Here is a 20244-nt window from a genome sequence, read left to right as displayed (position 1 = left end):
TCACACTAGTCAGATAGAGATGATTTGCGGGTGCAGGGATCATCCAATTACCAAACTTATATTATTGAGCCTCGGGTTGCCTGGGGCTCATTCTTTCTACTAAGGGCTGTATGATTGCTTTAGCTTGTAGCTTCCGAATCGTACGGAATTATTTTGTATTCCTGATCCGAGAGCTTGGCAATGCCTTTCTCCAAGATGTTCAGCGCGGCATTGTAGTCGCGGATATGGTGCGCTCCGCACATTGGGCAGTCCCATTCCCGGTCCTTTAGGGTCAGCTTCTCATGGCCGTTGTGGCCCATGATAGAGCCACAGGCATGACACCGCTGGGTTGTGTTGCGCTTGTCGATCTCAATGTAGGTCTTGCCGTAAAGGCCTGCCTTGTATTCAAGCATTCTCTGAAAGCTGGTCTAGCCCGCGTCTGAAATTGACATTGCCAAGGCATGATTCTTCGTCAGATTTTTCCCTCTCAAATCCTCAAGCACTACTACGTCGTGGTTATTGATGTATGCAGTGCTGAGCTTTTGAAGGAAGTCCTCTCTTTGATTGCGAACCCGTCTTTGAAGACGAGACGCCTGTTTGCGGGCCTTCTGATAGTTTTTGCTTTGCCAAAGTTTCCGGCCTTCCTTTTTGGCACGATTCTGTCTTCTTGATGCCCGTCTTTGAAGTTTTTTCAGCCGCTTTAAGGATTTGCGGTAGTAGCGCGGATTGTCCACTACCGTGCCGTCTGAATCAGTCAGAAAATTGTCAAGATTGAGATCGATTCCTGTCTTCTTGCCCATCTTTGCCTTTTGCGCCTTGAATGGAATGACGTCGCCGATTTGAAGTGACAGATAGAAGCCAGAGGCATCATATTTGATGGTGGCCGTTCCAATTCGAAAGTTGGGATTGTGGGCAAGAACCTTGCGGTAGCTTGAGCCGCTGATTCTGATTCTGCCAAGCTTTGGAAGCTTGACGTGCTTCATGTCCAGGAAGCACACCGAGCCTGAAAATGGAGTACAGTTTTCGATCTTCTTGTCCTCGCTTTTGTAGATGCAAGAAGTCTGATAGCCATCGTTGACTCCCTTCTTGTGATATTTTGGGCGGCCTGATGAATGGACCTTGTGATACATGTTCCATGCCACCCCATAGCAGCGCTTTGCTTGAGCAATAGTCAAGCTATCCACATCTTCTGAATCCATGTAGAAGTAGTACTTGGAAAGCTTGCTTTTGCGCTCTTTAAGTGCCTCGATCCTGTCAGCTACCTGCTTAACATAGACGTTGACTTTCTTGAGTTGGTTCAGCTCAGAATTGATGGCAATCAGCTTGTTGTAGACGGATCGGCTGATGCCGCTGTTGATGGCAATCAGCCGTTTTTGCTCATTGTTTGGATAGATCCGCATCTTGAGGCCAAGATGGTATGGCAGCTCTGACATTGGGATCATTAGGGTCTTACGCTTCGGCTTTTCATCTTTTGTCTCGTCGGTCTTTTTGACTTTGGCAACCACTTTTTTCTTCTTTTTAGTCATCTTTCTCACCTCGATTCTTGTGCTATAATTATAACATAATCCGCTATTCAATGGGCTATCATCAAGTGGCTTAATATCATGATTCACCGAAGAAAGAGAGGATCGCAATGGATAATAAAATCAAAGATGCAGTATACGCTCAGCGCTACGTTTACAACTGCCATTATCATCTGATCTGGTGCACCAAGTACCGCAATCAAATATTTACGACTAAAGAACTAGCAGATGAAATGAAGGAGCTTATTCTTACTGTGGCAGCTAGGAACGATATCCAAGTTGAGAAGCTGGAGGTCATGCCGGAACACGTTCATGCCATGATATCTTTCAGGCCGTCAAAATCTATCAGCGATGTGGTCAAAGCTCTCAAAGGATCTACCGGATATATGTATCTGCGCGATCATCCGGATATTAGAGAAAAGAAATGTTGGGGCGGTCACTTGTGGTCATCAAGCTACTATATTGGAACCGTTGGAAACATGTCGAAGGATACCGTGGAAAGATACATCAATGATCAGGTCTATAACGCAAAAAAGGCCGGCAAGCCCTATCCATCCACCCATTAAAAATAGGTGGACTTTCGGGCTTGCCGGCCATTGACAAAATCATTAAACTGAACTAGTTAGAAGGAAAAGAGACGAAAATCGTGATTGATTGGCATGCTCTGACTAGAGACCTCTATCTTGAAAAAGGCGAAGACCAGCAGCTTAAAAATTGGCGGGTTACATTGACAAAAGCTGACCTACTCGACCTTGGCTTGTTGACTAAGGCCAAGCTTGATAAAGACGGCAATTACAGCATCCCCTGCTACCAGATTTTCAAGCAATATGGCAAGAGCCCATCTGAAGTTTATCATGAACTGGAAGACAAATACGGCCCCCTACTCTCTAAAAAGGATAACCGCAAGCAAAAGGCTAGTGCTGACCAGGTTAAACTAGACAAGTTCAAAGAAGACATAGCTCCAGCTTACGCTACTTTCCTTGCCAAAAATTTCTCAGAGAAACAGATCATCAGCGACCTTCCCTTTTATCAAAAAATGGCAAAGGCCTGGGAGAAACCAGTTGAAGGAGTCTTGCTTCCTACTTTTGCCTTGCAAGTGCTCGGCGATCCCCATGCCTTTGACCGGGGTAGACGGGGCCGCGGGCTTTTAGAAAAGATCATCCAAGCCCAGCTAGGCGAAGAAGCAACTTTAGAAGACTTCAATGTCTATCCCGACCAGCTCTACAATTTCGCGATGACCGCCAATCTACTGGACACTCCCTTAACCTACGACATCATTGCCCTGCCGGATATTGACAAAATTGTTTTACCGGAAAAGATCAAGGTCTACCTGCATGAAAATTCTGGCGTAACTACCGCACTGGCTAGCAAGTTTCCAGACCGGGCCTTCGTCTGCACGGGCGGACAGGTCAATTTTGCCACGAAAAGGCTGATCAAGCGCCTGCTTGCAAATTCCTGCCAGCTCTACTATTCGGGCGATTTGGACCAAAGCGGGATCAAGATCGCGGACAATCTTTTATTAGAATTTCCAGAAATTCACCTTCTTAACATGGATTTGAAGACCTACAAAGAGCACTATAAAGCCAGTGTCCCACCGGCAAAAGACAAGCAGATCAAGGAAGTAGAAAATCCAGATTTGCAGGAAGTATTGACTGAGATCCAAAAGAAAAAACGCGTTATTTTTGAAGAGGCCATCCATGAATTTTTATGACAACCAGAGCTTCATGTCCCAAGCAGACGGATTTTTAAAAGCCATGTCCACTCCTGGCCTGGCCCGGGACATAATCATCTATTTAAACAGCCACCCTATGGGAGAATATACTCCCCTCCAGCTTAGCGAACAGCTTTCAGCTGACTATGACGAAGTCACTAAAATCCTTAAGAAGCTGTCTGAAAGCAAGAACTTAAAGTCGATCCCCTTAACCAACCAGGCTAAAGCCCGGTCGATGAAGGAAGCTATGCAGACCACGGCTTATGCCTTGACTAGTGAAAGCATGGAGCTCTTCCAGGCTTTTGACAAGATCGCCAACCTGCAAAAGCAGATCAGAGAATCCCTGTCTATGACGGAAACTGACGAACTGATCAAGAATTTACGAGAATTAAAGGAAAGTCTTGAGGGCTTGCTGACGGACCCAGAGAATCTGGAATTGCAACAGCATCTTTTTAAAGACGGGATCTCCCTTTATGACTTGTCTTTTGGCTACAACAACGGGATCTACAACAGGCTGAAGAACCGGATCGACAGCTTTGCGACCAACATCCATGATCTCAACATGCAGGTATTCCGCTTGGAGACTGATGCAAACACCACTGGCGATTTGAACCAGGAGTTGTTTAAGCTGCAGGACGTAGTCAAGGAAGTGCTCGATAAGGTTGAAAGCAAAATTCCAGAAGTCCTGGAAGCAATTTTCGCCTTAGAGGAAAGCCAAACAAAGATTGGTCCCAAGCTCTTCTACCAGCCCTTGGCCGATGAACTGCTGGCCTTCAACGCTAACAAAAGCAGCGATGAATTGTCCAAAATCATGGCCGGCAATATCGCGGACATTGCCCAAAGCGAACGGGATGGTAGTGGCCTCTACGCCAGCCTTTTAGACCGCTTGAGAGACATGATCTTTGCCTTGATCTACCTTATCTCCCAAAACCGGGAAATCCAGGTCAGCAAGGAGCGGGCTGAACGCTTTTTAGCGCAAGCGCAGAGCTTTCAAGCTGGCATGACGGCCCAGGAAATGGCCCTCCTTTTTGATCAATATGAGGGCACGCCAGTCTACCACCACTGGTTCATGTCCAAACATGCTAATTACAACCTAGATGATGAAAAGATCCACTACAACTTTACGCCAAAAGAACGCAAGCGGGCTGAAGTGAAGCTGGCCCGGTCCATGGAACTGACTGACCAGGAGAAGGATGAACTAGCAGCCGAACAAGAGCGGCACGCAGTAGAAAAAGCTAAGCAAGCCCAGCTTGGACAAAATCTGATCAATAAACCATTAACTAATTTGACTGATGAAGAGTTTGCCTTTTTGCAAAAGCTGCTGGGGCAAAGCCATTTTGACTACCGCTTCTCAGCTGATGGTGACTTGTTAAGTGCCAGCGCTACGATTGGCGACTATCTTTTGATCAAGCAATTCCAAACGGAAAACATGACTATCAAATCACCAAAACAGAGTTTGATTTTATGCAACTGCAGACTGGAGGTTAAAAGCAGATGGCAGAAATAGACTGGAGCCAGGTCATGCCGAATCTTCTGGCCGGCAAGACAACCGCTTATATCCGTCAAAACCGCTTGGCGATCAGCAAATACTTGAAAGACAAGTTCAATTTGGTCTTGGACCAAGACTTGCATCTGCGGGCTTACTCCAAGACCCGGCCAGTTGGCATTGAAGCTGACAAGCGGGTCCAGGCGGATCCTCTCTTATACCGGGTCTACTATGAGACTTTAGCCAGATTGTCCAGTCTGCAAGTAGGCATGACCATCCTCTACCAGGACATCGTGGCTTACATTAAAGATAAGGAAGATCTTTCAGAATCCGGATCAGTTGAATTAACTAAGTATTTGAAGCCGGTCATCGCCAAGCTGGAAAAGGACGGGATTATTGAGCTCCGGGACCAGGATGACAAGGACTCCCTGTACGTCTTGACCAAGCAAGCCAAGCCGCAAGATCCAATTGACCTGGAAAAAGGGATGCAGACTGGTAACGATCTTACCCGGCAAGAACTCCTGTTAAACGGCTTCTTCCGCAAGGAAAACATGGGCAAAAATGAGTACAACTACCTGCAAAATTCTTTTGAACCCTTTTTTAACCATGAAACAAGGCAAGGCCTGCGCCTGGTCAACGTTGACGACTACTTTATCCTGCTCAACTACTCCCAGTTGGATTTCCCTAACACGGTGCAAAGCAAACTGGATGCCATGGCCGTTGAACTGGTTCAATTGATCAATGACAGCGGACAGAGCCGCTTCCAGCTGTCTGAATTGGTAAACCTGGCCAAGCAGACGGGCAGTTATAAAACCATGACCGGGTCACAGAAAGCAACTGGCTTGAAAATGAAAGTAAGTGAACTCCTAAATGAACTGACCTATTATGGCCTGCTTTCTAAAGAACAAGATACCTGGTTCACCACTTCTTTAACCGGATTAATCGTAAAAGATGAGGAAATGACTGATGACGAATTATAAGCTAAACCGCTTTGGCTTCTATAACTATTTCAACTACAGAAATCAGACTTTTGACGCCAATACCCAGTCGATTGTATTTAACGGGGAAAACGGGTCCGGGAAGACCGCGACCATGCTTTCCCTTTTCCCAACGATCTTCTTAGGCAGCATGCGGGTTGTTGACAACAAGCGGAGTCTTGACTACTACATCAAGGCTGGTGAAGCTGGCTTTGCCTGGGCCGAATTTAAGGCCGATGATTTGCTTCAGACTCTGCTTTTAGCCTACAGCAAGTCGGCCGATGGTTCAAACACTAACCACTATTACTATGTCTTAAAGCAAGGCGTCAAAGGTGATGACCTCCCCTACTCGACCAGCTGGCCGGAATTCCGGGGAGCCGTCAAGTCCTACGTTGAACGCCGCTATGAGACCCAGGCTGACTACCAGAATGCCATCAACCAGCTCTTCTTTGGCTTTGCCTCACAAAGTGAGATGCAGGAGTACTTTGAGCACCTGGCCGCTTTTGAAAAGCCACCGCTAAAGCAAACTGGCAGCACGGCTGAATTGGACAGTGCCTTAAAGACTGCCCTGCCAAATCTCAGCCACTACGCGGACCGGGCAACGGTTGAAAACTTTATCGACAATGCCCTGGCTATGGTTGAAGAAGAAAAGAAAAAGGCTGAACTGGACAAGTTGAATAACGCCTTGGCCAAGACTGAAGAATGGGAAACTTTGACCAACAAGCCAACTCTGGCTCAGATCCAGAACTTCTACGGTAAGGCTAAAACTGAGCTGGACAAGAAGCAGGTGCAGTTTGAGAAATTAAAGACAATTCTTGCGGAAACTGAGGAAAAGATCACAAAACTTGAGAGTGACCAGGCAAGTGTCAGCCAAGATTTAAAGGCTAAGGAAGGTGAGCGGCAAGCTCTGCAGACCGTGATTGATGCTAAGAATCTTGACCAGCTGTCACGGAAAATCGCTCAAACTAAAGAGGAAAGAAACAACCGGGAAAGAGATTTTGAAGCAGCCCAAAAGGACCGCAAAAATGCAGAAGAGCGGCTGCTTGCATATACCGAGGATGCAAGAAAAGAGAAGAACGCTCTCGTTATCCTTGAAGGCCGATTGGCAACGACCAAAACAGAACTTGCCAAGTATCAAGTTCAAGCTGATTTTGAAGAAAAGTACCCAGAGGCAAAGGAACTACTAAAGAAGCAAAAGCTGCTCTTGGAAAAACTGGATAAATTGGCCAAGCAAAACCAGGAACTGGTTGCCAGGTTGGACCTTATAAATCAAGCGATAAATACTTTTGACGAGACCGTCTACACGGACAACATTGCCTCTGCCCTGGCTGAACTCGATCAAGAAACCAGTGCCTGGCTCAAGGAAAGAGAGATCAGTTTTGATCAAGTGGCAGAATTTGACCTTGACGTTTATGAAGACAGAAGGCATCTGCTGGAAATTGCCCGAGGTCAGTACCAAGAAGCCATCGCTGAAACCAAAAATGACATTCGGCTTGAAAAGATCCAGTTAAAGCAACTGAACTCTGACTTGGAAAAGCTGCAAGAACAGCCAAAGCCGGAAACGACCGCAGATTTCAAGGACGGCAAGCAACTCTTTGAGCTGGTTGACTTTAAAGAAGGTGTGCCGAGTGACCTTCAGTTGCAACTGGAAAGCGACTTAAGGTACTCTAACCTCCTCTACGCCCTCTTTGATGGCCAGGAGATCAAGACGGGCTTGGAAGCTGATGGTTTTACTACAAATGTAAACAAGGAAAGTACGAAGGATCTCCCAACCCTTGCCGACTACTTAGTCAGTCAAGACGACCGGGTCAACGACTTTTTACAAACGATTGCGGTTAAAGACGGTCATATCAGTTATGCCAGTGTCAAGGTGCACAGCGAGAAAGGCACAGCGATCACCCATATCGGTGAAAGCAACCGGCAAAAAGAACGAGAAAGACAGATTGCCCTGCTGACGGAAGAAATCAATCAAGTTAAACAGCGCTTAGAGGAACTAGCAGACAAGCTGGCCAGCTATCAAGAGCTGTTTAAACAAGCAGATCCTGCTACTTTCCCAAAGAGTGACAAGGTCACCGAAGCACAAATCACTTATAATAATGCCCTTGCTGAACAAGACAAACGCTTAAAGAATCAAGAAAAGCTGCAAGTACAGTTGGCCGACTTCCACCGGCAAAAAGAACAATTTACTAGCGAGCTCTGCCCAGACCTGCCAGCTGACAGCAAGGAATTTGCAGGCTACTGCCTGGCCTGGGACAAATACCAGGACAAGCAAGTCCAGCGGATTATGCAAGAAAATGACCTGCTTAAGCAAAAGGACCGGCTGACTAGTGCCGAAAGCCGGATCAAGCAAGCGCGGGCTGAATTATCTGAAAAGACAAAGCAGGTCCAGGACAAGCAAGACCGGTTGACTGAAATTAAAGCGCGGATTGAAACGCTTGAAAAGCAGCTGGAAGAAATCCAGAATGACCCGGAAACTAAAAAGCAGCTGGCTAGAAAGGAAGAACTGGACCAACTGCTCAAGGAGCTTGAAAAGCAACTTAACGAAATCGAATTCAAGTTGGAGCGAGAAAACAATCATCTTACTGATTACCAGGATCGTTTGCCAGAAAAGCAGGCAGCCTATGAAGATTTGAATCATGAGTATGCAGCAGTAACTGATCTCTTGGAAAAACTGAATTTAACTGAGAAGGTCAAGGATGCCTCCCCTAACGACTGGAACAGCGAGCAAGTCAAGGCAAGCAACCAAAGTAAAGCTAACCTGGCTATGATTGCCGTTAACAGCATTAACGGTGAAACAGACTACCGGGTCGACAACAGCAAGCGGTTGGAATTTGAAGACATTGAGCTTAGCGACTACCTGCTTGTTCAAGTCCAAAACTTGGTTCATGAAATTGCAGTGGTCCACTACTACTACGGTGACCAGGAGTTAGAGCTCAGCAAGCTCTATGACGATATCCGCCAGCAGCTTGAATCTTTCCAGGCATCTGCAGACGATGAGGTTCAGCGTCTGGCCCGCTACCTTAACAACTCGACGATTCTCCAAAAGATCCGCCAGGCGACAGCTGAAGCTACGACTTTAACAAAGCAGATCAGCAAGTCCTTGAAGGAAAAAGAACAAACAAGTCATATCTCCTTCTACACCAGCTTCAGTGAAATTCCTGACTACAGAAAGGACTACCTGGCAGCTTTTGGGAACACTTCAATTGACAGTCCGGAAAGCCAGAATGCGGTTACCCTCTTGATGGACCGCTTCTGGACTTATATCAAGGACAATAACAATGAAATGACCAGGGATGAACTGGTTGACCACTTCTATGAGGAATTTGACTATAAGAAATGGTACAGATTCAACATCAGCTTCCGCCGGCATGCTGGTGACGCCCTGGAAAAGATGACTGACCGTAAGCTTAACGCCTTCTCTGAAGGGCAAAGAAGCCGGGCGATCCTTGAACCACTTTTGATCGTCTTGGAACTGGACGAAAAGAAGATGAGCAATCCACATGCTCCGAAGATCATCTTGATGGACGAGTCATTCTCTGGTATCGATGATGAACAGCAAGAGCTGCTACTGAGGAACATCTACGATATCGCGGACAATTTTATTGCTACTGGCTACAATGCCCGCCTTGCGGTACCAGAAAACAGCAAGGAAACGACATACTTCACCTTGATTGACCACACGGTTGACGGTAAGAATCACTTTATCTCTGTAGAACAGAGTATCGTTAGAAAAAATCGTTAAAAAATAAGGCATGATTCCGATTTAACGGAGTCATGCCTTTTTGGCATTTAGCTTAAACTAAGCGTGCTTCTTCATCTGAAGCTGTTGCTTTTGATAAAGTACAGTTAAAACTGCCCAGATAATGTTAATGATTGCCTGCTGTACCTTGCATAAGCTGACTGCCCTGGAAAGACAAGCTGAACTACTGCCAAGATAGCCACAATCACCATCATAACAGACACTGCCTTGAAAAACTTCGGCCGGTAAGTGTCAATTTTATTCTTCAGCTCTGTTAGCTTGGCAAAATCAGCCATTCCCTCACCTCCGCGTTTATTCTTTATCTGCTTCTTCCGACTAATTGTAGCATATTCCCGTTACAGTTTGATGATCCGGCCATCGTGAGCCCCGGAGCGGTGGGAGATGGACAAAACTGTCCGCCCGCTGCTAGCAGCACCGATTGCCTTGAGTACTTTGGCTTCGGTTTCCTTGTCCAGGGATGCGGTCATTTCATCAAGCGAGATCTGCGGGTCACAGATAACACTGCGGGCAATCATCAAGAGCTGCAGCTGCCCTTGAAAGTATGGTCCAGCCACCATGCCGATGTTGTAGATCAAGCCTGAAATAGTAACGACCACAAAAATTGGCGCTTCATACCAGAAGTAGCTGCTCATTTTCTTGGGGTCGCGGGTATTTTCCTGCTTCATCTCGCTGCCTCCTCAGATTGCAATTTTGCCCGCTTCTCTGCATCCGCTATCAGTATTTCTAACTTCATCATAACACCGAATCTTCTTCAGTCTAGTTCATTTTGGACGGGATGAAGGATATTTTTTATACGAAAAAACGGCCAGCAACTGGATACTATCCAGCTACTGGCCGCTTTTATTTTGACTCCTTTTAACGGAGATAAGTTATTAGCTACCGTCTGTACTCGCCTTGAATCAGCGGAAATGTATTAAGTTTTAACGCGTGATTATAATCATAGGCAACGTCTACATTCTTTTCCATCTAATTTTACACTTGGGCATCTTGAAGGTTGGTTTCTGCCAGCCATGATATAACTGCATTGCCAATATCAGTACGATGCACATCATGGACTGATCTGCCATCGCCAACATCTACTACCGGCTCTATGCCTTCCGACTTGTTGGTTCTATTTGCGACCGCAAGATTTGCAATTACTGCATCATGTTGGCGCCGTCTAGCACTATCAAGTCTGGCATATTCTTCTCGGTAGTAATTCGCATCATTAGCTTCTTTGGCTTTAGCTAATTTTAAATCGAAATCTCTTACAATTGTTGCGTATTTGATCATATCATTAACCAACATGTCATGAAAGTCAGAGTAAAAGTTTTCGTCTTCCTCGTCAACTAAGTTACCTAATTCGTCTAATGCCTTTTGATTGATAAAGTATGCAGCCATTGGTTTTCGCCCGCTATTCTGAATAATGGATTTCGTCCGCTTTCTAATATAGTCTAAATTCGCTTTTTCAACTTCATTCATATCAGTTGGATCTTCGACTAAATTAAGTTGGTAGAGTACCTCGCCAATTTGCTTGCGGTTATTAGCCCACTCTTCGTCAGTCGATAGGCTCTTTATCTTACTGTTTAACTTGTTCAAGCGAATTTTCAAATCAAGTTTTTGGATCTCGGTCAGTTTATATGTCATATTAATTTCTCCTTACTTTTTTGTGTTGCTCCATTGCCAGTCTAAGCCTTCACCGTAGCTTCGTGTTGTACTAAGTGTGTGCTTTCATCATGCGGTTTTTGCTCTGTATCCTTAGAATGGCCGTTAACGGTATGAATCAGCAAATCAAGCCGTACTGGCTGAATCATCTTAATTAGACGCTCACACACCTTATTATACTGGTAAAAGATTAAAATTGAGTGGATTTGCCCAAATTCTCCTTTATCCCGTCTTGTTAGCAAGTTTAGCAATCTTAAATCCTTTGGAGCATATCCACTCGTTGATAACACTTCTTCTTGCATCATTCGTGCTTGAATTGGAAACTCAATTTCGCCCGACTAGTAAGCTTCATCAATCATGTCTAGATCCCAGCGCGTACTGGCTGAAATATTGAAAAACTTTTCTAATTTGGCAATATTCTTGCTCTGCTCAAGAGCGACTTATATCTTTCTATTGAGGATTTCAACTAGGAATATATCTTTCAGAAAAAAACACCAAGCAAACAAATTGCTTGGTGTGACAACAATTAATATTACACCTTCCGCAAAACGGTTGAGTCAAAAGAGCTAGTGTCGGACACGCCCGTGTACATCATCATTTCGCGGAGCTGGGCGGTCAGCTGGGCGAATTTTTTCTCAACGCCCTTGCTGCCATCTTGCAAAAGTTCTGGCAAAATTGCGCGGCCTATCAAAACCGCATCAGCGCCCAAAGCTAGAGCCTTGTAAGCATCATAGCCAGACATGAGTGATCCGTCAGCAAATATGGTCATCCCGCTGCCCTTCAAGGCATCCCGGATTTCCGGCAAAACTGCTAGCGGCGGGACGCCAAACGGCAACCGGCCATGGTGGTGGGAAACAACGATCCCGCCACAGCCCGCCTCTTGGGCCTTCAGGGCATCCCGGATGGACAAAACGCCTTTTGCGATAAAAGGCAGATCGGTTTGGGCAGCGTACTCCGCCAGGTCGGCGGCCGTGATTGGGCCAAGCGGGATGCCGTCGACCACGTCATAGTGGCCATCGGGCCCCGGCACGTGGTCAATGTCGATCCCGACAGCAACCGCGCCAAGGCGCTCCGCCGTCTTGATCTCTTGATAGATCCGCTCATGGTCGGCAAAAGGCTTGATGATGCGGACAGTTGGGCCGGCGTCTTCGACGATTTCGGTATACTCGTCGTCAGGTTCCATCCCGATCCAGTTGAGAATGCCAAGCTTTTTGGCAGCTTGGACTTTTTCCTGCATGGGCTTGCGAGTCTTGTCGGGCAGAACCTTATTCAGGTGGGAGACCGCAGCGAGGGTTATGGGCGAGGTATACTTTTTGCCAAAAATCTCCGTGGTCAAATCAGGTTCGACAGCATCGATGATTCGCATCTCGACCAGTAAGCTGTCCAGGTAGGCGCGGGCGTGGACGTTGGCGTCATCGGCCTGGCCGCTGGTCACAGGAATCATCCCCGGCGGGCCCGGCCAAGGGCTATTAGTTTTTTTCTGTGGTTCAGGCTTGGCCATCAGGGATGCGGCGCTCGCGGCATCGGTGGCGCCAGTGGCTACATCGGTCATTGTTGTTCTCTCCTTCTGTTTCGTTACTAGTAGTATACGGCATTTTGAGGAAATGACGTAAGAAAAAGGATCAAGGAGACTGTATAACCTGTGTTGAGATATGGAAAATGGTAAGATAGACATACAACCTAACTAACACACGAGGTAACAATATGACCAAACAAATCCTGCAAGTCGGCTTTTTAGGCGCGGGCAAAAGCACCCACCGCTACCAGGGCCCCTTCATTGCTAAATTAACTGACAAATTCCACATCAAGACCATCTGGGCCCGGAACCTTTCCCACGTCAAGTGGGAGCAGATCCCTGGCGCCGTCTACACCGAAAACATCGATGACGTCCTCCAAGATCCGGACATCGACTTAGTCGTAATTTCCCTGCCCGTCCTCCACTATGAATATACGAAAAAGACGCTCCTGGCTGGCAAAAATGTTGTCTGCGAAAAGCCTTTTACCGAAAGCCGGGCACAAGCTGAGGAGCTTTTTGACCTAGCTAAGGAAAAAGGTCTTCTTTGCATGTGCATCCAAAACCGCCGCTTTGACTCCGACTTCTTAACTGCTCAAGCTGTGATTGAATCTGGCCGCATAGGTGACATTTACGAAGTCGAGATGCACTACGACTATTACCGCAAAGACGTGGTTGATGCTGGCAAATTTGACCCCTTCGGCTCATTCTTGTACCAGCACGCCTGCCACACCCTGGACCAGGCCATCAGCTACTTCGGCATTCCGCATGACTACCACGCGGAAGTCAAGCAACTGCTGGGATCTGGCCGGATGAACGACTATTTTGACATCGACCTCTACTACGATGCGCCTCTCAAGGTCAACGTTTCCTCTTCTTACATGCGAATCAAGCCTCGGCCAAAAATTACCGTCTACGGCACTAAGGGCATGTTCGTGAAAACCACTGAAGACCGGCAAGAATACGACCTGAAGCGCTTCTACCTACCAACGCCAGACCACCCCGACTTTGGCCTTGACCGTGAGCGCGACTATGGTACGGCCTACTACTATAATGAGCATGACGAGTACGTGGAAGACCTGATTAAGACGGTCAACGGCGACTACTCCCGCTACTACGAGGCCGTTTATGACTCAATCGTGAGCGGCGCAGCTCCTCTAGTCAAGCCGGAGGAGACGTTGAAACAACTGGAAATTTTGGAAACTGGCATCAAGCAGTGCCATTAGGAGGCATCAATGAAACTTCTTCCATGGTCTTACAATAATGAAAAAGTAGAAGGCTACACCGTTCCGGCCTATGAGGACGGGAAAATTTTTAACATGGGCTTCATCCCTGGGCAAGAAGCCGCAGTCATTGCCAACCGGGAAAAATTAGCTGAGTATCTGGGCACCGATCTAGACCACATGGTAGCACCCAACCAAAAGCACACCGACGTTTTGAAACAGGTCACCCTGGCTGATGGCGGCGAAGGGATGCGGGCCGTGTCCAAGAAGCTGGACGCCGTTGACGCCACCTACACCCGAGACAAGAGCCTGACTCTCCTCACTTTCCATGCCGACTGCTGCCCGGTTCTCCTTTACCATGAGCGTGAAGAGCTAATCAGCGCCATCCACTCCGGCTGGCGGGGCACCGTACAAGAAATCGTGGGCAAGACCACTAAATACCTGATTGACCAGGAAAATTGTGATCCCCGCTACTTCCACGCCTACATCGGGCCTAGTTTAGAGCAGCGGAATTTCGAAGCCATGGACGACATCATCGACCTGGTCAAGCAGATGTCCTTTGACACCTCCAGTTTTTATTTCAAAAAAGACACTACCCACTATCTCCTTGACTCCAAGGGCCTGATCAAGCAGCAGCTCCTGAACTTGGGGGTACCTGATGAAAATATTGAAGTGTCACCGTATTGCACGACTGAACACGATGACCTGTTCTTCTCCTACCGGAAGAACAGGTCACCCTATCGGAACATTTCTATTATCCGCATGAAATAAAAATCGTTAGTATCACTTGACTTAGAGTAGAAAAAAGACCTGCAGCTGATGTGACCCCCAAAATTGGGACAATTAGTATTATGCCGTTAAGGTTGTTAAAACATGATTCCGATATTCAATCGGGATCATGTTTTTTCGTCCTGTCTTGATTCTTACGTTGTTGTAGTAATCGATGTATTATGTTTTTGAATCAAGTCCACCAAATACTAGATTCCTCTACGCCCCATCCCATATTTCCGGCTAAGGTAGGTGCCTCTTCTGTGATCGTCTACCCATTCGTGGTAGGTGGCAAGTTTGATTTCTTTAGTGTATTTAGTCATGAAAATAACCCCCGAAATTAGTGTCCTAATTTCGGGGGTCATATCATCTTACCAGCTACTGGCCGCTTTATCTATTTATCTTACAACATGGTCCGGATCTGCTGGCCGGCAAGCCAGGCAGTCACATTTTCAAAAGCCATCTCAGCTCTTCTGTCAATTGATTCTCTTGTATCAAAACCAACGTGCGGGCTGCAGACCAAATTCGGAACTCCGATGAGTGGATGATCCGCTGGCAGTGGCGGATCCTGGTCAAACACATCAAGACCTGCCTTAATCCGTCCTTTTTTTAATGCTGCAGTCAAAGCTTCAGTATCTACGACCGGACCTCTGGCCGTATTGATCAGAATTGCTCCTTCCTTCATCTCGCCGATCTCTTTTTTACCGATCAAGCCCTTAGTTTCCGGAGTCAGCGGTGTATGAATGGAAACAATATCCGCCTCCCTCATCACTTCATCCAGTGACTTGTATTCCAGGCCCAGGTCAAGGGCGGCTGCCTTTTGACTGCGGCTATAGCCGATCAGCTTGCAGCCAAAGGCTTTAAAAATCTCTGCTGTCCGGCAGCCAATCGCTCCAGTACCAACAATCTCAACAGTTTTGCCTGCCAGTTCATGTCCCTGCAGGCCGCCCTTGCCCTCACCAGCTTGCACAGCCTCATTGCCGGCACTGATATTTCTGAGGCAATCCAAAGTCAAACCAATCGCCAATTCCGCCACCGCATCATTGCAGTAGCCGCCGGTGTTAGAAATCTTAATCTTTCTCTCCTTGCAGGCTTCCAGGTCAACATGATCAATCCCGACAAAGGCAACGGATATAAATTTCAAATTTTCATCCGCCAGGATCACTTCACCTGGCAAGGGGTGGTTGGCGATAATCAAGGCATCCGCGCCCTCACTCCGCTTCTTTAATTCTTCAGTATCCGTTGAAAAGCTGTCATAAGCCATAAATTCATGTCCCTGCTTGGTCAATTGTTCTGCCAGCTTGTTCAAGCTCTCCTTCTCAATGCCAAGCGGCTCCAGCAATACAATCTTCATTTCTTGTCTCCTTGCTTTTTACCTTACAAACACATAGACGAGAAAGCGCCTACACCAAAACCATTATCGCATTTTTATCGTTTCTTTGCCAAGAATAGAAATTACTTTACTATTTTTGAAGTAATTTTCTTGACATTAGTCTACACAGAGACTAAAATCTAATCATTGTCCATGAGGAGACTTTTTTATGAATCTATCAACCCACGAAAGCATTTCAGAATTAACTACCCTGGCCAGCGTCAGGGCTAATTACGCATATGACCAGTACGACAAGCTCATGGGGATCACCCAGTATGAGAGCATCATTCTTTATGAACTCTTGACCCACCCTTGTTTGTCGCAAAAAGAGCTCATCTACCGTAGTGGCATCCCCAAGCAGTCCATCAGCAAGGGGATCCACAAGCTTAGTGAGCAGGGCTACCTGGAAATCACTTCCGACTGCCAGGACAAGCGGGTCAAGTACTGCTCCTTGACTAAGTCTGGTCTTGCCTATGCCCGGGAAAAAGAAGGTGAAATCCTGGCTATCGAGAAAAAGGTGATCGACAAGCTGGGCTTTGACCGGGCCGCCTTAGCCTGCCAAATCCTGAATGAGTGGACCGATCTTCTCAGTGAGGAAATAGCTAACTTAAAGGAGGAAAAACAGAAAAAATGAAAATTCTCTTGCCTTACTTCAAGCGATATAAAAAAGACGTTTTCCTGACTTTGATCACCATCGTCTTTTCAGCTTTTGCCACCCTCTACCAGCCCCGCCTGCTCCAGCAGGTGCAAAATGAACTGCTGGCTGACCAGCAGCAGGCCGTCATCCGGGACACCGCGATTTTGATTGGCCTGGGCCTTTTGGGAATCATTACCGGGGTCCTCAATGTTTACTATGCCGCCCGGATCACCCAGGGCGTGGTCAGCGACCTCAGAGAAGACACCTATGCCAAGATCCAGACTTTCTCTCTGGCCAATGTGCAGCAATTCTCCTCTGAATCCCTCAGCGTCCGCTTGATCAACGACATGCAGCAGATCATGAACATGATCATGACCATCTTCATGCAGCTGATCCGGATGCCTTTGATCCTCATCGGGTCAATCATCATAGCCATCGTCACCATCCCCCGCTACTGGTGGGCGGTTGTCGTCCTCCTGGCCTTGATCATGGGTCTGGGCGTTGTGGCAGTTAAGCAAATGACCGCCATGTTCGACAAGTTCCAAATGTACATGGACAAAATCTCCGGCCGGACCGGGGAATTTTTGCAAGGAGTCCGGGTAGTAAAATCCTTCAACCAAAGTCCCCAAGAAATTGCTAAATTAAACAAGGATTCTGACGAATTAAACGAAGTCAACATCAAGGTCGGCTACTGGTTCTCCACCATCCTGCCTGGCGCCCAGCTGATCTCCTACCTGGTCATCAGCTTGGTGGTCTACTTGATCGGGACCAGCATTCTCCAGCATCCCCAAGACGTTTCTGTCATCACCCCATACGTCAACTATGTCTTAACCATGCTCTTTGCCATCCTGCTCGTCGGCATGGCCGTCATGCAGATTTCCCGGGGTAACGTCTCCTTGCGGCGGATCCAGGAAATCATGGACACTCAGCCAGATGTCGTCTTCAATGAAAAAGCCCCGGAAGACGCCTTGGGCGGCTCAATTGAATTTGATGACGTCTCCTTCACCTACCCAGACGGCCAGCAGCCAGTTTTAAAGCATATCTCCTTTGATGTTGCACCAGGTCAAATGGTCGGCATCGTCGGGGCAACCGGGTCTGGTAAGTCTACCCTGGCCCAGCTGATCGCCCGTCTCTATGACCCAACTACTGGGAAGATCAAGATTGGCGGCAGCAACCTCCGCCAGGTTAATGAAAATGCCCTCAGAAAGACTGTTTCCTACGTCCTGCAAAAGGCTGTCCTCTTCTCAGGGACCATTGCTGACAACCTCCGGCAAGGGAAAAAGGATGCCACTCCATATGAACTGGAGCGGGCAGCGCAAATGGCTCAGGCCAGCGAATTCATCCAGCGCTACGATGAAACTTTCGACCACGAAGTTGAAGAAAGAAGTGCCAACTTCTCCGGCGGGCAAAAGCAGCGCCTGTCCATCGCCCGGGGGATCATTGCCGGCAGCCCGATTTTAATTCTGGATGACTCAACTTCCGCTCTGGACGCGGAAAGCGAAAAGCTGGTCCAGGAAGCCCTGGAAAAGCAGCTGCCAGACACGACCACGATCATGATCGCGGAAAAGATCGTCTCTGTCATGCACGCGGACAAGATCCTGGTCCTCGACAACGGCCGCCTGGTTGCTGAAGGGACCCACGAGGAACTGCTCAAGACTTCCCCGGTTTACCAGGAAATCTACCAAACCCAGAAAGCCAAGGAAAGAAAGGAGGAACTTTAATGTCAGACAAGCAAAAGTCTTTTACATATTTGACGAAATACCTAAAGAACTATAAAAAGCCGATCTTAATTTCAGTTGCCTTCTATCTGATTGCGACCATCGCCCAGGTCATCGCCCCAGCCCTTTTAGGCCAGGCGGTTACGGACTTGTCGGCTTTTGTTAAGGGCGAGGGCAGTCTTGGCGTCTTTTACCAGGCCTTAGCCTGGATGGCCGGCTTCTACGCCTTTAACTCCATTGCCACCTACATCGCCTGGATGCTGATGACCCGCTTTAATGCCAATGCCAACAACGACATGCGCAAGGGCCTTTTCGGTAAACTGCAGCGGATGACCATCCGGTATTTTGACACTCACCAGGACGGGCAGATCCTATCCTTGTTCAACAGTGACCTGGACAACATCTTCAATGCTTTAAATAACGCCTTTTTCGAAATCATCTCCCAGTCCCTCCTTTTCGTGGGAACGATCATTGTTATGTTCGTCATCAACTGGAAGCTGGCCATTAGCGTGGTGGCTACTACTCCTTTGATCTTGCTTTTGAGCTGGATCATTATGAAAAAAGCCCGCGTCTACCTTGATAATCAGCAAGACCTGGTTGGTGAGCTTAACGCCTACATTAACGAACAGCTTAACGGGGAAAACGTGATCATCACCCAGGGCCTCAGAGAACAGTCAGTTGCCGGCTTTAAAAAGGAAAACGCCAAGGTGCGAGAGGCCATGTTTAAGGGACAATTCTACTCAGGTATCCTTAACCCCTTAGTTAGCGGTTTCTCCCTCTTGAACTTCGCGATTGTAATCGCCACTGGTGCTTACATGATCATGACTAAGCAAGTCAGCCAGGCAGCTGGTCTGGGCTTGATCGTGACTTTCACTGAATACTCCTGGACTTACTTCCAGCCGCTGACCCAGGTAACTTCCATCTACTCCATGCTGCAGCTCGCCTTGACCGGTGCCCGCCGGCTTGAGACGGTTGAAGAGCAGGAAGAAGAAAACACGATGCCAGACGGCAAGACTATCTCCGGCGTAAATGACGCTGTCCGCCTGGAAGATGTGCACTTTGGCTACACTCCAGATAAGGAAATCCTGCACGGGGTATCAATTGAGGTGCCTAAGGGTCAGTCTGTCGCTGTTGTTGGCCCGACCGGGTCGGGTAAGACGACGATCATGAATTTGATCAACCGTTTCTATGACGTAAACAGCGGGGCCGTGACTTTTGACGGTACAGACGTCCGGGACCTTAAGTTGGAAAGTCTCAGAAGCAATGTCGGGATTGTTTTGCAGGATTCCGTCCTCTTCTCTGGGACCGTAGCTGACAACATCCGCTACGGCAAGCCGGATGCTACTATGGATGAAGTTATTGCCGCGGCTAAGGAGGCCCAGCTGCATGACTTTGTCATGACCCTGCCAGAGCAGTATGACACGCCGATTGAGAATGGACAGGCAAACTTCTCTACCGGGCAAAAGCAGCTTTTGTCAATTGCCAGAACCATTCTGGTCGACCCGGCCTTCTTGATCCTGGACGAAGCAACCAGCAACGTCGACACAGTTACGGAAGAAAAAATCCAAAAGGCCATGGACAACGTGATTGCTGGCCGGACCAGCTTCGTGATTGCCCACCGTTTGAAGACGATTTTGAACTCAGACAAGATTGTCGTATTAAAGGACGGCCAGGTCATTGAAGAAGGACCACATGCCGACTTGATCAAGAAGCGCGGCTTCTACTACAAGCTCTACACCAGCCAGATGGCTTTTGAGTAAGAGATAAATGCAAAAGGACACCTGTCATGATATGACCCCCGAAATTGGGACAAATTAGTATTAAGCCGTTAAGGTTGTTAAAACATGATTCCGATATTCAATCGGGGTCATGTTTTTTCGTCCTGTCTTGATTCTTACGTTGTTGTAGTAATCGATGTATTTGTGAATAGCTT

At 47.5% G+C, this 20244-nt stretch carries 18 protein-coding genes and 1 pseudogene; 10 read left to right on the top strand and 9 right to left on the bottom strand.

The features are described from left to right. Window positions 1-119 precede the first annotated feature (119 nt). Window positions 120-1421 (bottom strand): annotated as a pseudogene (locus tag Q0J41_RS02225) (RNA-guided endonuclease TnpB family protein). A gap of 191 nt (window positions 1422-1612) precedes the next feature. Here Q0J41_RS02225 and tnpA point away from each other — a divergent pair. From tnpA to Q0J41_RS02200, 5 genes are all read left to right on the top strand, one after another. Then, a complete protein-coding gene (gene tnpA, locus Q0J41_RS02220; RefSeq protein WP_296225582.1) occupies window positions 1613-2068 on the top strand; it encodes an IS200/IS605 family transposase in 456 nt (151 codons plus the stop codon). A gap of 80 nt (window positions 2069-2148) precedes the next feature. Beyond that, window positions 2149-3213, top strand: coding sequence for a DUF2399 domain-containing protein (locus Q0J41_RS02215; protein WP_296225579.1), 1065 nt, complete (start codon window positions 2149-2151; stop codon window positions 3211-3213). After that, entirely contained in the window at window positions 3200-4720 is a 1521-nt protein-coding gene (locus Q0J41_RS02210) for a hypothetical protein (RefSeq protein WP_296225577.1), read from the top strand. Before Q0J41_RS02215 ends, Q0J41_RS02210 begins: the two co-directional genes overlap by 14 nt. Continuing rightward, window positions 4708-5679, top strand: coding sequence for a hypothetical protein (locus tag Q0J41_RS02205; RefSeq protein WP_296225574.1), 972 nt, complete (start codon window positions 4708-4710; stop codon window positions 5677-5679). The genes Q0J41_RS02210 and Q0J41_RS02205 overlap by 13 nt, the downstream gene beginning before the upstream one ends. After that, window positions 5666-9418, top strand: coding sequence for an SbcC/MukB-like Walker B domain-containing protein (locus tag Q0J41_RS02200; protein ID WP_296225572.1), 3753 nt, complete (start codon window positions 5666-5668; stop codon window positions 9416-9418). Before Q0J41_RS02205 ends, Q0J41_RS02200 begins: the two co-directional genes overlap by 14 nt. A 104-nt stretch (window positions 9419-9522) precedes the next feature. Here Q0J41_RS02200 and Q0J41_RS02195 read toward each other — a convergent pair whose 3' ends face one another. The 5 genes from Q0J41_RS02195 to Q0J41_RS02175 all read right to left on the bottom strand — a co-directional run bounded on the left by Q0J41_RS02195 (window position 9523) and on the right by Q0J41_RS02175 (window position 12632). Further along, complete coding sequence (locus Q0J41_RS02195) at window positions 9523-9711, bottom strand: hypothetical protein (protein ID WP_296225570.1); 189 nt, start codon at window positions 9709-9711, stop codon at window positions 9523-9525. Between the two features lie 60 nt (window positions 9712-9771). After that, complete coding sequence (locus Q0J41_RS02190) at window positions 9772-10101, bottom strand: hypothetical protein (RefSeq protein ID WP_296225567.1); 330 nt, start codon at window positions 10099-10101, stop codon at window positions 9772-9774. Window positions 10102-10408: 307 nt separating this feature from the next. After that, entirely contained in the window at window positions 10409-11062 is a 654-nt protein-coding gene (locus Q0J41_RS02185) for a DUF3232 domain-containing protein (RefSeq protein WP_296225566.1), read from the bottom strand. 41 nt (window positions 11063-11103) lie between these two features. Then, window positions 11104-11385 carry a hypothetical protein gene (locus Q0J41_RS02180; protein WP_296225564.1) on the bottom strand — a complete coding sequence of 94 codons (282 nt, stop codon included), beginning with the start codon at window positions 11383-11385 and terminating at the stop codon, window positions 11104-11106. 227 nt (window positions 11386-11612) lie between these two features. Next, window positions 11613-12632, bottom strand: coding sequence for an alpha-hydroxy-acid oxidizing protein (locus tag Q0J41_RS02175; protein ID WP_296225562.1), 1020 nt, complete (start codon window positions 12630-12632; stop codon window positions 11613-11615). A 164-nt stretch (window positions 12633-12796) separates the two neighbouring features. On the opposite strand from Q0J41_RS02175, the gene Q0J41_RS02170 reads away from it, so the two are divergent. Together Q0J41_RS02170 and pgeF are read left to right on the top strand one after the other, a co-directional pair. Beyond that, window positions 12797-13819: a Gfo/Idh/MocA family oxidoreductase gene (locus tag Q0J41_RS02170; protein ID WP_296225587.1), complete on the top strand. Its 1023-nt coding sequence runs from the start codon at window positions 12797-12799 to the stop codon at window positions 13817-13819. Between the two features lie 9 nt (window positions 13820-13828). Beyond that, window positions 13829-14587, top strand: coding sequence for a peptidoglycan editing factor PgeF (gene pgeF, locus Q0J41_RS02165; protein ID WP_296225560.1), 759 nt, complete (start codon window positions 13829-13831; stop codon window positions 14585-14587). 78 nt (window positions 14588-14665) lie between these two features. Here the strand turns inward: pgeF and Q0J41_RS02160 are convergent, their stop codons facing one another. Then, the gene (locus tag Q0J41_RS02160; protein WP_366937235.1) at window positions 14666-14761 is read right to left on the bottom strand and encodes an IS3 family transposase; all 96 of its coding nucleotides are present in this window, start codon (window positions 14759-14761) and stop codon (window positions 14666-14668) included. A gap of 226 nt (window positions 14762-14987) precedes the next feature. Then, the gene (locus tag Q0J41_RS02155) at window positions 14988-15938 is read right to left on the bottom strand and encodes a 2-hydroxyacid dehydrogenase (protein ID WP_296225558.1); all 951 of its coding nucleotides are present in this window, start codon (window positions 15936-15938) and stop codon (window positions 14988-14990) included. 187 nt (window positions 15939-16125) lie between these two features. On the opposite strand from Q0J41_RS02155, the gene Q0J41_RS02150 reads away from it, so the two are divergent. The 3 genes from Q0J41_RS02150 to Q0J41_RS02140 are packed head-to-tail and all read left to right on the top strand — an operon-like array spanning window position 16126 to window position 20071. Continuing rightward, window positions 16126-16590, top strand: a complete 465-nt coding sequence (locus tag Q0J41_RS02150; protein ID WP_296225555.1) for a helix-turn-helix domain-containing protein — start codon at window positions 16126-16128, stop codon at window positions 16588-16590. Then, window positions 16587-18314: an ABC transporter ATP-binding protein gene (locus tag Q0J41_RS02145; RefSeq protein WP_296225553.1), complete on the top strand. Its 1728-nt coding sequence runs from the start codon at window positions 16587-16589 to the stop codon at window positions 18312-18314. The genes Q0J41_RS02150 and Q0J41_RS02145 overlap by 4 nt, the downstream gene beginning before the upstream one ends. Beyond that, a complete protein-coding gene (locus Q0J41_RS02140; RefSeq protein WP_296225551.1) occupies window positions 18314-20071 on the top strand; it encodes an ABC transporter ATP-binding protein in 1758 nt (585 codons plus the stop codon). Before Q0J41_RS02145 ends, Q0J41_RS02140 begins: the two co-directional genes overlap by 1 nt. A gap of 60 nt (window positions 20072-20131) precedes the next feature. Here the strand turns inward: Q0J41_RS02140 and Q0J41_RS02135 are convergent. After that, a partial coding sequence (locus tag Q0J41_RS02135; RefSeq protein ID WP_231520992.1) for an IS3 family transposase occupies window positions 20132-20244 on the bottom strand: 113 nt, incomplete at its 5' end.

Origin of the sequence: uncultured Lactobacillus sp. (assembly GCF_944327175.1) — a bacterium.
Lineage (GTDB): Bacteria > Bacillota > Bacilli > Lactobacillales > Lactobacillaceae > Lactobacillus.
Note: the sequence above shows the minus strand (reverse complement) of the source record. Positions and strands in the feature narration are given on the sequence as shown.

Bases quoted from the DNA above. Each gene is read 5' to 3' on its own strand.
- tnpA (WP_296225582.1), top strand. From the start codon at position 1,613: ATGGATAATAAAATCAAAGATGCAGTATACGCTCAGCGCTACGTTTAC.
- Q0J41_RS02210 (WP_296225577.1), top strand. From the start codon at position 3,200: ATGAATTTTTATGACAACCAGAGCTTCATGTCCCAAGCAGACGGATTT.
- Q0J41_RS02205 (WP_296225574.1), top strand. From the start codon at position 4,708: ATGGCAGAAATAGACTGGAGCCAGGTCATGCCGAATCTTCTGGCCGGC.
- Q0J41_RS02200 (WP_296225572.1), top strand. From the start codon at position 5,666: ATGACGAATTATAAGCTAAACCGCTTTGGCTTCTATAACTATTTCAAC.
- Q0J41_RS02195 (WP_296225570.1), bottom strand. From the start codon at position 9,711: ATGGCTGATTTTGCCAAGCTAACAGAGCTGAAGAATAAAATTGACACT.
- Q0J41_RS02190 (WP_296225567.1), bottom strand. From the start codon at position 10,101: ATGAAGCAGGAAAATACCCGCGACCCCAAGAAAATGAGCAGCTACTTC.
- Q0J41_RS02185 (WP_296225566.1), bottom strand. From the start codon at position 11,062: ATGACATATAAACTGACCGAGATCCAAAAACTTGATTTGAAAATTCGC.
- Q0J41_RS02180 (WP_296225564.1), bottom strand. From the start codon at position 11,385: ATGATGCAAGAAGAAGTGTTATCAACGAGTGGATATGCTCCAAAGGAT.
- Q0J41_RS02175 (WP_296225562.1), bottom strand. From the start codon at position 12,632: ATGACCGATGTAGCCACTGGCGCCACCGATGCCGCGAGCGCCGCATCC.
- pgeF (WP_296225560.1), top strand. From the start codon at position 13,829: ATGAAACTTCTTCCATGGTCTTACAATAATGAAAAAGTAGAAGGCTAC.
- Q0J41_RS02155 (WP_296225558.1), bottom strand. From the start codon at position 15,938: ATGAAGATTGTATTGCTGGAGCCGCTTGGCATTGAGAAGGAGAGCTTG.
- Q0J41_RS02150 (WP_296225555.1), top strand. From the start codon at position 16,126: ATGAATCTATCAACCCACGAAAGCATTTCAGAATTAACTACCCTGGCC.
- Q0J41_RS02145 (WP_296225553.1), top strand. From the start codon at position 16,587: ATGAAAATTCTCTTGCCTTACTTCAAGCGATATAAAAAAGACGTTTTC.
- Q0J41_RS02140 (WP_296225551.1), top strand. From the start codon at position 18,314: ATGTCAGACAAGCAAAAGTCTTTTACATATTTGACGAAATACCTAAAG.